Genomic DNA, 12,424 nt, shown 5'->3' on the forward strand with positions numbered 1-12,424 from the left:
ATTAAAAAAGGTCTGCCTCGTGCAGACCTTTTTTTTTATATTAAGGGGCTGGATCTAATTTAACAGCTTCTAAAATATCAAAAATGACAGCAGTCACATCCTGACTTAAATCACGGTCATTAAAAATCTCATAAGCGGTAATGGTGACATCAGTGTCACTTGGAAGTTGCTTTTGTTCTTCTTCAATCAGATGTTCGATGGGTAACAAGGTCTGTTTGACTTCCAGATGTAAAATCTCATCATACGCGACATTTTCATCTTCCAATTCAACTTCTTGCTCGTTGAAATAAGGAATTAAAATAGAATGGAGAAAGGGGCTAATATCTTCAATATTCAAGAATTCGATATCACGAGTCTGCTCAATCGTACTGATGTGGTCGTTCACTTCAATTAAGATATGATAATAACTCATGCCGATCTCCATTAAGATAAATATGATGTTTTCATCCACAATAACATGAATAAATCCAAAGAATCGACCCATTCTTGTTACTAAGAAAGTGATAATCGATAAAACACCTATATTTTATAAGGATTAAGACTCTCTAGAAAAACCTAATAATTCCAGATCTGTATCCGTCAGCTGAAAATCTTTTGCATTCTGCTCTTTGATGCGCGGATACATCAAGGATTTTGGATCTTGAGTATGCTTTAGGCCTAAGGCATGTCCAAATTCATGCGCCAGCGTTAAACGTAAATCATCCATTGATGAAAATTCATAAATAAAAATCTGTTGGCCATGAAATTGACCTTTATGAAGGACTTGAGGCTTAAAGGTCTGGTTAAATGCAGCCACGGATTCAGTCAATTGTTGATGCAACTGTTTAGACTGCTCTGTTTGTCGGTTGAATTGTTGAACCAGTTGATTGTGTTCAGCAATTTTTGCCTCTAAATCTACAGATTGCTGTTGCAGTGTGTGTTGTTGCTGCTCGAGTCGTGCGATTTGCTTTTGATTTTTGGTTGAGGCTTTTAGATTTTGCACGGCCTGCTGATATTTCTGCTGATTATTTTGGTAATCAATCTTTTGTAATCCAAGTTGAGTCTCTGAGCGGGCAACGCTTTGTTTTAAATGCTGTAATTGCTGATTTTGGTCTAACCAGTGCTGTTGTTCCTGCTCGAGCTGGTTCAGATTTTCTGAGCGCTTCATGCTGCGCACTTGGCGTTGATCAAACACCAAATGAATCACAAAGCTTGCTTCTGGATCATAGACAAAATAATGTTGTCCCGTATCTTTTGCCCAGATAGCAGCAGCTTGTTGACTTAACTCAACCATTTGCTGTTGAGTGATATTGAGACGTGGATCAAGATTGGCAATCCGGTAGCGTAGAGGGTGCTCAGTACTATAACGGATTTGTGTTTGGGACGTGTTTGAGGAAATTTGAGCAAAAGCTGACGCTTGGGCCAGCACGAAAAAACATGCAACCAGCAGGAGAGAAAACGAACGCATAAAGGGAGATAAAGCTTGAAAAAGGTCGCATTTTAATCAATTTAAGCATGTAGTCAAATTGATGAGCTGAGTGATGTTTGGTGGTTTAAAGAAATATTTCTAGAAAATGAATAAAAATACAAATGTAGAAAAAATCAAGAAAAATAGGGGGAAATATAGTGAGTTTGCAGCTAAAAACAATTAAAAATAAAATCAGAACAACTGTTTATTTTTTATTCTTATCTCGTTTATTTAAATTCAGCTACATATCCAAAAGCATCTGAACATAAAATAATGCACCAAAATTTATTATATTATTCACATAAAAATAAGAATTTAACTGTTTAAAAAATAGACTTTAAGTCTACTCGATCTGAAGGATCAATCATATCGGGTTCAAACTTAATACATCGCTTTAACCAGATCCTTGTCTGAATCGGTTAATGCAAACTTTTGCAGGTTCTGTTGTTGAATAATCGGGTACATCAAAGAGCTTGGATCATCGGTATGCGCTAAGCCTAAAGCATGTCCAAACTCATGCGCCAGTGTTAAGCGCAGGTCATTGGTGGAGGAAAACTCATAAATCATAATGTGCTTGCCATTAAAATGCCCTTTGTGGAATAGGCGTGGCTGAAAGATCTGATTAAACTGATTGGCCGATGCAACCAGTTGTTGATTGTTTTGATTGAGTGACTGGATATCCTGATTGAGCTGTCGGGTTCGTTGGTTATGTTGCTGTATTTCCTGTTGCAGAGCTAAAGATTGTTGCTGTAAAGCGGCTTGTCGTTGTGCGAACTGATCCGCTAGAACTTTTGAAGAAGAACGTTGCTGATTAAAACGCTGCACATCCTGATTATATTGCTGAAATTGTGAATTGAGTTGTGCTTGTTTATGGGCAATCAGGGCCGAGATTTGCTGGATTTCGGTCTTTATTTGCTGTAATTGTTGATTCTGATCTTTCCATTGTTGCTGGTTTTGTTGTAGTTGTCGCAGGCTCTGCACACGGTCTTTGCTTCGTTGTTGGCGTTCATCAAAAACCAGATTGATACTAAATTCGGCCTCTGGATCATAAATAAAATTTTGCTGGCCCGTTTCATGTTCCCAGATTTTGGCTGCTTGCTGGGTCAGTTCGAGCACTTGTTGCTGACTTAAATGAAAGCGCGGATCGATATCGGCAATACGATAATGCAGCGTTTTTTTGAGTGTTTGATGCTGATGCGGATCAACCAGATTGGTATTGTTCTGGGCATGGGCGAGGTGAGGGGATGCCATACATAAGCATGCAGCAATCATTGCAAAACCAAGATAATGCATCAGCCAAACTCCCCCTAAATAAGGCTTATTTTTGAGCAGTATTTGATTCAGGTCAAAACGCTATCTATTTAATAAATAAAACTAAAAAGTGTGATTTTTTTCTAATAAATAAAAAAATGAATCGAATAATTTGCAGAATCATAAATGCAGTCTTTTGCGTGTTTTTTATTCATAATGCTAGCTGAATCAAGCGATTAAATTTATTGAGCTAAAAACTTCTCATTAAGCAGCAATAAAAGTCCCTATTGTTAACTTTTGTAAAATATCGATAAAGTGGTAATTTTTTTGAATTTTTTATAAAAAATTGCTGCTTTGTGACACTTAATGTCTGGGGGATTTTTGAGCAGAATGTGAATTATTACTCATTCTATATGCGTATTATTTTTTCTCTGGTTATCGGGTGTTTAACAGATTTCGATCTGCCTCGGTTAAACGGAAATGCGCTCTATCTTGATCTTTCATAATGGGATGCATAAGCGCCTGTGGATCATCGGCATGTTGTAACCCTAAGGCGTGACCAAATTCATGTGCCAAAGTTAAACGCAGATCATCTTCGGATTCAAATTCATAGATCAGAATCTGTTTGCCATTAAATAGACCTTTATGGAATAAATGTGGCTTAAACCGCTGTTTATATTGGTCGACAGAAGCATTAAGTTGCTGGTCTAGTGAATTAAGCTCATCTACTTGCTGATTCAGCTGCTGAATCTTTTGGTTGTATTGGTTAATTTCCTGCTTAAGAGACTGTGCATTTTGCTGCAAAGCTTGTTGTCGCTGCTGAAAATAATCAGGATTGGCGAATGCCGCTGGGTTTTGTCGAGCCTGTTGCTGTTCTTGGTTGTAAGCTTGGATCTGCTGATTCAATTGTTGCTGTTTTAAGCCCAGAAATTGCCGGTTTTGAAGAATCTCCTGTTCAACCTGATCTAAAGATTTCTTTTTCTCTTGCCAGCGTTGCTGGTTTGATTCAAGTTGGCTTAAATGTTCCCGACGTTGTTCACTTTCGATTTGACGCTCATCATAGATAAGATGAATCGCTAGTTGGGCGTTTGGATCATAAACAAAGTAATCTTGTCCTGTGCCATCTTTCCAGATCTGCACAGCTTGCTCACTGATCGCTTTCACTTGCTCTAGGCTGAGCTTAAAACGCGGATCAACCTCCGCAATGCGATAGCGAAGCCGTGTATCAAAGGGCTTGCTGATTCGGTCAGTCAGTGAGTTAAATTTAAGTTGTGGGTGTTGGTAGGTTTGATAACCTGACCAGAACAGAAACATTAGCAATGCCGTAAGAAGGAGATTCTTCATTCGCTATTCGTTGAGAATAAAGGTTGATATAGGCTAGGGAGTAGTAATATCCCCCAGATTAGTGTCGCGAAAATATTTCCCATTTCATAAAAAATAGCGCCTAGACCAGATATGAATGTCCAGGAAAAACTGGGTAATAGATAAAGCAGTAAAAGCGGGAAATAGCTATAGAGATATAACGTTCTTGCCCAAGCTTTAAAGAAAAATAAACCAGCTAACATGATCACAGCAATGATTGATGCTAGTCCCGTCAGAAGGATTTCCCAGTTTTGTGGTTCGGTTGTTAGAAATTCGCTGACAGCTATAGAACGCTCATCATAGACATCCAAAATTGCACTGATAAAAATACAAAGCAGTGAAGCAATTAATAACAGTCTAAATTTGGATTTGGTCAGGACGGGATCTTTTTTCATTTTTTAACAATAATGGATTTTCTAATGGTCTGAATTATACATAAAAAGGATTCAGTTTCTTAAATGGTTCTATCCGTTTGAGAAAGGCCCGAGCATCTACGATTCAGTAAATAATAGAATACACGGAATTGGGCACAGGTTATTTTGAGCATCTCACAGCATTTAAAGTATAAAAAAAACCGCGCTTACGCGCGGTCTTTTTTTAAAGAGACAAATTATTTTTTGTCATCTTTTACTTCTGTGAACTCAGCATCTACAACGCCATCATCCGCTTTTTGTTGTTGACCCGCATCGCCACCTTGGAATGCATTTGGATCAAAACCTTCTGCGCCGCCAGCTGCACCTTGTGCTTGTTCATAAGCACGTTGTGTAATTGGCATCAAGATGTTTTGTAAAGCTTCAGTTTTCGCTTTGATATCTTCAACATCATTTTCTTTAGTTGCTGCTTCAAGCTCAGAAACCGCAGTCGTGATCGCAGTTTTTTCATCTTCAGTCACTTTGTCACCAAGATCTTTTACTGCTTTAGTCGAGCTAGAAACAAGCGCATCTGCTTCGTTACGTGCTTTCGCTAACTCTTCAAACTTACGGTCTTCTTCAGCATTCGCTTCAGCATCTTTGATCATTGCTTCGATTTCAGCATCAGACAAACCTGAGTTTGCTTTAATCTGGATTGATTGCTCTTTACCAGTGCTCTTATCTTTAGCCGATACTTTCAAGATACCGTCAGCGTTGATGTCGAACGATACTTCAATTTGCGGTACGCCACGTGGAGCAGGTGGGATATCGCCTAACTGGAAGTTACCCAACAATTTGTTTTGTTGAGCCATTTTACGTTCACCTTGGTAAACCGAAATGTCTACTGCAGGCTGGTTGTCAGCAGCTGTAGAGAACACTTGTGATTTCTTCGCAGGAATCGTGGTGTTTTTCTCAATGATCGGAGTTAATACGCCGCCCATTGTTTCGATACCTAAAGTTAATGGTGTTACGTCTAATAAAAGTACGTCAGTTTTGTCACCAGACAATACTGCACCTTGAATCGCAGCACCAATCGCAACCGCTTCGTCTGGGTTCACGTCTTTACGTGGCTCTTTACCGAAGAATTCTTGTACTTTTTGTTGTACAAGTGGCATACGAGACTGACCACCCACCAAGATCACGTCAGAGATGTCAGAAGTCGAAAGACCAGCATCTTTAAGCGCGATACGGCAAGGCTCAATGGTACGAGCAACTAAATCAGCAACCAAACCTTCAAGTTTTGCACGCGTTACATTGATCACTAAGTGTTTAGGACCAGTTGCATCAGCGGTGATGTATGGAAGGTTGATTTCAGTTGCATTCGATGAAGAAAGCTCAATTTTTGCTTTTTCAGCAGCTTCTTTCAAACGTTGTAACGCAAGTGGATCATTTTTCAGATTCACACTTTGTTCTTTCTTGAATTCTTCAACAAGGAATTCAATTAACGCGTTATCAAAGTCTTCACCACCAAGGAAAGTATCACCATTTGTTGATAACACTTCGATTTGCTGGTCGCCATCAAGGTCTGCGATTTCAATGATTGATACGTCAAAAGTACCACCACCTAAGTCGTAAACTGCAACTTTACGGTCGCCTTCTTTTTTATCCATACCGAACGCAAGTGCCGCAGCAGTTGGTTCGTTAATGATACGTTTAACGTCTAAACCAGCGATTTTACCCGCATCTTTAGTTGCTTGACGTTGCGCATCGTTAAAGTAAGCAGGAACAGTAATCACTGCTTCAGTTACTGTCTCACCTAAATAGTCTTCTGCAGTTTTCTTCATCTTTTTCAAGATTTCAGCAGAGATCTGTTGAGGTGCTAATTTTTTGTCGTTTACTTCAACCCAAGCATCGCCATTGTCTGCTTTGATGATTTTGTAAGGTACAAGACCGATGTCTTTTTGTACCGCTTGATCTTCATAACGACGACCGATTAAACGCTTGATTGCGAATAATGTATTTTTCGGGTTTGTTACCGCTTGACGTTTCGCGCTTTGACCTACAAGGATCTCGCCATCTTTATATGCAATGATCGATGGAGTTGTACGTGCGCCTTCAGCGTTTTCGATTACTTTTACTTTATCGCCTTCCAGTACAGCAACACATGAGTTGGTAGTACCTAAGTCAATACCAATAATTTTTGCCATTGATTGTGTTCCTCTAAAATTTTGTTGCAATGTTTTTGCTTGTTATTCGATATGAGAGTCAATCGGTTTTTTTCAAGCATTTTTATGAAAAAAAAATCAAAAAACTCTCAAATTTCTACATTTTTGAGCAAATAAATGCTCTGCTGGTCGGGGTTATTGACCCACCATCACCATTGCTGGGCGAAGTAGGCGACCATTTAAGGTATAGCCTTTCTGTAAAACCGTACCGATTTGATTCGCTTGCGCATTTGGATCGATGCCTACTGCCTGATGTAGATCTGCATTGAAACCATTTTGGGTATCTGCTTCGACTACGCCAAACTTCTCAAGCGTGGTGAGGAGCGATTTCAAAGTCAGCTTAACGCCTTCAAGTACAGGTGTTTCTTCATCGCCAGCAGCCTGAATCGCACGTTCGAGATTATCGACAGAATCGAGTAATTCTTTGGCAAACTTTTCAAGCACTGTATCTTTGTGCTTTTCAGATTCGCGTTGGATACGTTCTACACTTTTCTGCGCTTCATAAACCGCATTGGCAGTACGTGCTTTTTCTAATTTCAGGCTTTCTTCAAGCTTGGTGATTTGCGCTTGTAAATCTTCAACGCTAAGCTCGTTTGCTTGCTCTACACCTTCAGCTTGAGTTTGTTCAGTCTGTTGCTCATTTTGAATGTCTTGAGCTTGCTCATTGTGCTCATTAGCCATTGATGATCTCCGTTGAAAAAAGTTCTTAAACATGTACAGTCCTTTTGGCGTGAATGCTCTTAGGGTTAAACCCGAACTGCCACATCTTGGTCATTCATTGATAGGGATGAAGTATGGGCTAGCCGACAAAATTCAAGCGTTCAGGTCAATTTAAATCTTTTAATTTTGCTGATTTAAGTAAAAATTTAGGTTTTCAATCACAAAAGCAATAAATTCTTGGGTAATTTTCGGTAAATGTTGCCTTGAAGCATAGACTAACGACAAGGTCAGATCAGGTGCAGAAAAATCTGTAAATACCTGTTGCAAACGCTGCTCAGCGATGTCCTTGCGCACCAGTAAAGTGGGTAGCATCGCAATGCCTTCAGCTTTTAGACACATCTGATAAAGCGCAATCACATCATTGCTTTTAAACGTAACATTTAATGGATAGTTCTGAGGTTGCTGATCTGTATCAAACAAGGTCCAGTACTGGTTGTGGGTGTGGTGCGCAATACATTCATGCTGAATCAGCTGACTGGGATGCGATAGGGGAGTGTGATCCTGTAAATAATGAGGATGCGCGCAAAAGGTCGATTCAATTTGGCAGACAGGCCGAGCAATCAACCCATCTGCAACTTTCTGGGTAATACGTAATGCAAGATCAACCTGAGCATCGATCAGATCTACGGTATTTTCAGTTAAATACACATCAAAATGAATCTGTGGATAGCGCTTTTTAAATTGCTTGATACATTCATTCACACCGAGTTGAAATAAAAACAGACCACAAGTAAAACGAATCGTCCCGTTATGTTGTTCGGGTGCGGCCAAACCTTCTAACAGCTGTTGCTGCTGTAAAATATTTTCACAATAAACCAGCGCTTTCTCACCTGCTGGAGTGAGCGACACTTTACGGGTATTGCGTTGAAATAATCGGGTCGAAAATGTCTGCTCAAGATGCTCTAAATAGCGAGACACCATTGCTTTAGAATAATCTAGATGTTCTGCAGCTTTGCTCAGATTGCCTTGATGGGCAATACAAACAAAGACTTGAATGGCTTTTAAGGTATCCATGTTTATTATCATTGTTGCAAGATATGCAACATTTTATCTTAGTTCAGTGTGTTTCTTCAGCAAGAATTGCAATTTAAAGTAGTTGTTATCAAATTGGAGACGATAACATGAATACCAAAGCTTATATCCTTGCTTTATCTGCCTTCGCAGCAAGTTCTGCTGCATTTGCACAAGACTTAAAAATCCAGAATTTTCTGGCTCAGCCTGACCATTTTGGCGTGACTTCAACTTTAATTGAAGGGGATAAAGAAGTCTTACTGGTCAATGCACAATTTTCTAAATCAGAAGCATTACGTATTGCTGCCGACATCTTGGATAGCGGTAAGACCTTAAAAACTATTTTTGTCAGTTATGGCGATCCAGATTTCTATTTTGGTTTAGATGTATTTAAACAGTACTTCCCGAATGTGCAAATTATTGCGACGCCTGAAACAGTGAAACATATTCAGGATACTCAAGCACTGAAAGTGGCGTACTGGGGACCAAAAATGGGCGCCAATGCACCAAGTAAAATTATTGTGCCACAAGCTTATACCGCAAAAACTTTAAAACTCGAAAATGAAAATATCGAAATTAAAGGTAAAAAAGAACTGACTTATTTATGGATTCCAAGTGCTAAAGCAGTTGTCGGCGGTATCCCTGTATCTTCGGGTATTCATTTGTGGACAGCAGATACCCCAGCAGTCAAAGATCGTGCTGAAGTGGTACAAACCTTAGAAAGTATTAAAGCACTTAATCCTAAAGTGGTTGTACCTGCACATATGAAAGCAGGGGCGGCTGAAGGTCTGGATGCGGTGAATTTCTCGATTGATTATTTAAAGCAATATGAGAAAGCGGTGAAAAGCACAAAGAATTCAGCTGAACTGGTAAAAATGATGCAAAAGCAATATCCAGCATTGGGTGAGTCGAGTAGTCTTGAACTTGGTGCCAAAGTTGTAAAAGGCGAGATGAAATGGCCTTAATTATGGGCTAATCAATGAAAACCGTGCTGAAAACGCACGGTTTTTTTATGTCTGCTACATTTATTTTTAATCAAAAATACTTAATTGTAATCTTTTAGGACGGTTGTGCTGTGTTTCTATGAATTATAAAAAAATAAGATAATTGCTTTTTTAATTTTCTAAGTCGATAAAACCCGATGAAAATGCTGTGTTGATAAATGCTTAGCGTTTTATTCGGGATTGGGGAATATGTGAATTAAGCAAATAGATGATTTAAGAAAAATTGCAAAACAATGCGGCTTCCATAACAAACTGCAACTAATCCTCATCACGTCCGTGGAAAAAATTGTGAATTATAGGCATCGCAAAGACAACTTTGCTTTTTGTCATAATGAAAGGAAATACCAAATGAAAAAGTTAGCATTGATTTCTGCAGTTGTAGCTGGTGTTGCATTAACGGCAGTAGGTTGCTCGTCTCAAGGTGGTTTAGAAGCTTCTGGTTCAGCTCAAACAAGCGCAAGCCCAGCTGGTGTACAAGGTGGCGTTGGTGTAGACGCAGGTTCATCAGTTGATGTTCAACCAGGTGGTGCTTCAGCTGACGTTTCAGGTTCTGTATCAGGTTCAGCAGGCGCTGGCGCTCAATAATTTTTTATTGTTAAGTTGGCTTCGCATAAGATTGATCAACAGATGCCGCATTTAATCTTATCTATGTACTGCTATACATAAAGCGAAGTTGACTTATTCATAAAAATGACACTTTTAAAGTGATATAAAACTAGAACTAACCGGTTAGTTCTAGTTTTATAGTTTTGAAAATAAACAGTTAAAACAGCGTTTAATTGACATAAAAAGTAGCTGTGAATAAGCACTATGGTTAATGACTTTTTAGCAATAGCCCTTTAGCGTACGACTTATTTCAAATCTTGAACTTGATCTAAGACTTTATAAAAGCATATAGTCGAAGACAACAAGAATTATGGACAGAGCGAGAGAAGGGGACAAAAGTGACAGCATTACCTCCAAAAATACAAACACTTTTAGACAAAGGACAAGGTCCTGCTGCACGAGCGCTCGATAAGCTGCCCAAAATTGTACAAGAATCTTTGGCCAAGCTTTTAGGCTATCCTCATCAATATCCAGATCTAGATGCATTTACCAAATGTTTGATGGCTGTTCAGATCAAGCAAGGTCGTATTGGTTTTATCGGTGATGATCCCATTGATTCCCGTCGTCAGTTTGATGCGCAAATGTTGGCGATTCTGAATAAACCGACTTCGATCGAATCTGTTGAAGATATTCGTTTACCGCTACAAAGTGGAACGGTGTTCGCAAGACATTATCATCCAGCGCCAAATAAAAAATTGCCTATGCTGGTGTTTTACCACGGTGGTGGTTTTGTGGTGGGTGGTCTGGATACACATGATGAAGCCTGTCGACTGATTGCCAAGCATGCCAAAGTACAGGTTTTAAGTATTGACTATCCACTGGCACCTGAAGCTTCACCTCAGTTACTGATTAAATCGTGTGAAGATGCATTGGCATGGGTTTATCAAAACCGCCGTCAATTGAAAATCTATAAAAACCGTATTGCGGTTGGTGGAGACAGTGCGGGCGGAAATATCAGTACGGTCGTCGCTCAACACGCCGTTGGGAAATCTTATGCACCACAAGCACAGTTACTGATTTATCCTGTGGTCGACTTTAAAAGCAGACATCCATCATTCTATGCCTATGGCGAGGGGCTGGTGTTAACCAGTAAAGATGTGGACTATGTGACAGATTATTATGCGACCCAGCAAAATGTGGCTTTAGACGATCCATTAATTTCGCCGACCTATGGCAGCCTTAAAAAGTTAGCCCCTGCATATGTGATTACGGCTGGTCATGATCTACTTCATGATGAAGGTGCGATCTATAGTCATAAACTCAGACAAAATGGCGTCAAAGTGCAATACGTCGATTATCCAGACCAAACGCATGGTTTTATCAATATAACGCCCGTCTCAAGCAAGGCAAAACGCAATACCATTGAAGTAGCGAAGAACTTCAGAAAGTTTTGGGATAAACATAGTTAATGACAAAGAACCGATGTTTCACGTGAAACATCGGTTCTTTGTTTCAGGTAACAAATAGAAATAGCAAAAATAGATTTGCAAAATTAAGATGAAGATTCACAACACGTCTATTTCCAAGCTGAGAAAAGCAATGATGAAAAAGTTGTTCATTACAACAAGTTTAATTTTGGCAAGCGGTCATTTATTTGCAAATACGATGGTTGATATGAAAACCAGTATGGGGAATATTGAAATCGAGCTGTTTGATGATAAAGCACCAGTTTCAGCAAAGAACTTTGAGAGCTACGTAAAAAGTAACTTCTATACAGGTACGATCTTTCATCGCGTGATTCCCGGTTTCATGGTGCAAGGTGGTGGCCTAGAAGCAAACATGATTGAGAAAAGCACGAAAGCGCCGATTGTGAATGAAGCAAGTAATGGTTTAAAGAATACCCGTGGTACTTTGGCAATGGCACGTACCAGTGATCCAAACTCTGCAAGCAGTCAATTCTTCATTAATGTGGCGGATAATAACTTTTTAAATAAATCACCGATGGATGCGGGCTACGCCGTCTTTGGTAAGGTCACAAAGGGCATGGATATCGTTGACAAGATTGTAAGTGTTCCTACAGGGAACTATGGAATGCATCAAAATGTCCCTAAACAGCCAGTTAAAATTCTTAGTGTTCAGATAAAGAACAAGAAGTAAAAAGCAAAGCAGAAATATGAATAAAATATTTCTGCTTTAAATTTATATGGTTACAACGAATTTGTTTGAATAGTACACATATTTATGTGTAAAAAAAGAACACTCAATAAAACAAGGGCTTAAAAAAGCTTGCACACTAAAAAAAATCTCCTATAATGCACACATCCCGACGCAATGAAGCAAAAATAACTTAGCTTTAACGGTTAAGTTGTTAAATATTTATTGCGTTTTATTTATCGCTGACGAGGCGATAAAGAGATCATTAAGAGAATAGAAGAACAACTTGTGTGGATTTTTACTGGTTGATCAATCGAAAATATTTCATTGATTGAATGGTAGAAATTTCTCGAA

Annotated in this window: 12 protein-coding genes; 4 read left to right on the top strand and 8 right to left on the bottom strand. The window is 39.2% G+C overall.

Going from position 1 to position 12,424, the window contains the following annotated elements; translation table 11 throughout:
• Positions 1-40: 40 nt before the first annotated feature.
• The 8 genes from EC846_RS02450 to EC846_RS02485 all read right to left on the bottom strand — a co-directional run bounded on the left by EC846_RS02450 (position 41) and on the right by EC846_RS02485 (position 8,369).
• Positions 41-424: a hypothetical protein gene (locus EC846_RS02450; RefSeq protein ID WP_171067092.1), complete on the bottom strand. Its 384-nt coding sequence runs from the start codon at positions 422-424 to the stop codon at positions 41-43.
• 111 nt (positions 425-535) lie between these two features.
• Positions 536-1,447, bottom strand: coding sequence for a matrixin family metalloprotease (locus tag EC846_RS02455; RefSeq protein WP_123774028.1), 912 nt, complete (start codon positions 1,445-1,447; stop codon positions 536-538).
• 381 nt (positions 1,448-1,828) lie between these two features.
• Positions 1,829-2,740: a matrixin family metalloprotease gene (locus tag EC846_RS02460; protein ID WP_123774030.1), complete on the bottom strand. Its 912-nt coding sequence runs from the start codon at positions 2,738-2,740 to the stop codon at positions 1,829-1,831.
• Between the two features lie 393 nt (positions 2,741-3,133).
• Positions 3,134-4,042, bottom strand: coding sequence for a matrixin family metalloprotease (locus tag EC846_RS02465; protein ID WP_123774032.1), 909 nt, complete (start codon positions 4,040-4,042; stop codon positions 3,134-3,136).
• Complete coding sequence (locus EC846_RS02470; RefSeq protein ID WP_123774034.1) at positions 4,039-4,455, bottom strand: hypothetical protein; 417 nt, start codon at positions 4,453-4,455, stop codon at positions 4,039-4,041. Before EC846_RS02470 ends, EC846_RS02465 begins: the two co-directional genes overlap by 4 nt.
• Before the next feature lie 215 nt (positions 4,456-4,670).
• Positions 4,671-6,617 (bottom strand): molecular chaperone DnaK, encoded by a 1,947-nt coding sequence (gene dnaK, locus EC846_RS02475; RefSeq protein ID WP_004656796.1) that lies wholly within the window; start codon positions 6,615-6,617, stop codon positions 4,671-4,673.
• 153 nt (positions 6,618-6,770) lie between these two features.
• Complete coding sequence (grpE, locus tag EC846_RS02480; protein WP_004776448.1) at positions 6,771-7,316, bottom strand: nucleotide exchange factor GrpE; 546 nt, start codon at positions 7,314-7,316, stop codon at positions 6,771-6,773.
• Between the two features lie 159 nt (positions 7,317-7,475).
• Positions 7,476-8,369 carry a LysR family transcriptional regulator gene (locus tag EC846_RS02485; RefSeq protein ID WP_123774036.1) on the bottom strand — a complete coding sequence of 298 codons (894 nt, stop codon included), beginning with the start codon at positions 8,367-8,369 and terminating at the stop codon, positions 7,476-7,478.
• Between the two features lie 107 nt (positions 8,370-8,476).
• Here EC846_RS02485 and EC846_RS02490 point away from each other — a divergent pair, with 107 nt between their 5' ends.
• The 4 genes from EC846_RS02490 to EC846_RS02505 all read left to right on the top strand — a co-directional run bounded on the left by EC846_RS02490 (position 8,477) and on the right by EC846_RS02505 (position 12,073).
• The gene (locus EC846_RS02490; protein WP_123774039.1) at positions 8,477-9,331 is read left to right on the top strand and encodes an MBL fold metallo-hydrolase; all 855 of its coding nucleotides are present in this window, start codon (positions 8,477-8,479) and stop codon (positions 9,329-9,331) included.
• Positions 9,332-9,718: 387 nt separating this feature from the next.
• Positions 9,719-9,955: a hypothetical protein gene (locus EC846_RS02495; RefSeq protein ID WP_005260387.1), complete on the top strand. Its 237-nt coding sequence runs from the start codon at positions 9,719-9,721 to the stop codon at positions 9,953-9,955.
• Between the two features lie 359 nt (positions 9,956-10,314).
• Complete coding sequence (locus tag EC846_RS02500) at positions 10,315-11,385, top strand: alpha/beta hydrolase (protein WP_005281510.1); 1,071 nt, start codon at positions 10,315-10,317, stop codon at positions 11,383-11,385.
• Positions 11,386-11,515: 130 nt separating this feature from the next.
• A complete protein-coding gene (locus EC846_RS02505; protein WP_004776438.1) occupies positions 11,516-12,073 on the top strand; it encodes a peptidylprolyl isomerase in 558 nt (185 codons plus the stop codon).
• Positions 12,074-12,424 lie beyond the last annotated feature (351 nt).

Origin of the sequence: Acinetobacter sp. BIGb0102 (assembly GCF_003815055.1) — a bacterium.
Taxonomy (GTDB): Bacteria; Pseudomonadota; Gammaproteobacteria; order Pseudomonadales; family Moraxellaceae; genus Acinetobacter; species Acinetobacter vivianii.

Bases quoted from the DNA above. Each gene is read 5' to 3' on its own strand.
- grpE (WP_004776448.1), bottom strand. From the start codon at position 7,316: ATGGCTAATGAGCACAATGAGCAAGCTCAAGACATTCAAAATGAGCAA.
- EC846_RS02460 (WP_123774030.1), bottom strand. From the start codon at position 2,740: ATGCATTATCTTGGTTTTGCAATGATTGCTGCATGCTTATGTATGGCA.
- EC846_RS02465 (WP_123774032.1), bottom strand. From the start codon at position 4,042: ATGAAGAATCTCCTTCTTACGGCATTGCTAATGTTTCTGTTCTGGTCA.
- dnaK (WP_004656796.1), bottom strand. From the start codon at position 6,617: ATGGCAAAAATTATTGGTATTGACTTAGGTACTACCAACTCATGTGTT.
- EC846_RS02470 (WP_123774034.1), bottom strand. From the start codon at position 4,455: ATGAAAAAAGATCCCGTCCTGACCAAATCCAAATTTAGACTGTTATTA.
- EC846_RS02455 (WP_123774028.1), bottom strand. From the start codon at position 1,447: ATGCGTTCGTTTTCTCTCCTGCTGGTTGCATGTTTTTTCGTGCTGGCC.
- EC846_RS02505 (WP_004776438.1), top strand. From the start codon at position 11,516: ATGATGAAAAAGTTGTTCATTACAACAAGTTTAATTTTGGCAAGCGGT.
- EC846_RS02495 (WP_005260387.1), top strand. From the start codon at position 9,719: ATGAAAAAGTTAGCATTGATTTCTGCAGTTGTAGCTGGTGTTGCATTA.
- EC846_RS02450 (WP_171067092.1), bottom strand. From the start codon at position 424: ATGGAGATCGGCATGAGTTATTATCATATCTTAATTGAAGTGAACGAC.
- EC846_RS02490 (WP_123774039.1), top strand. From the start codon at position 8,477: ATGAATACCAAAGCTTATATCCTTGCTTTATCTGCCTTCGCAGCAAGT.
- EC846_RS02485 (WP_123774036.1), bottom strand. From the start codon at position 8,369: ATGGATACCTTAAAAGCCATTCAAGTCTTTGTTTGTATTGCCCATCAA.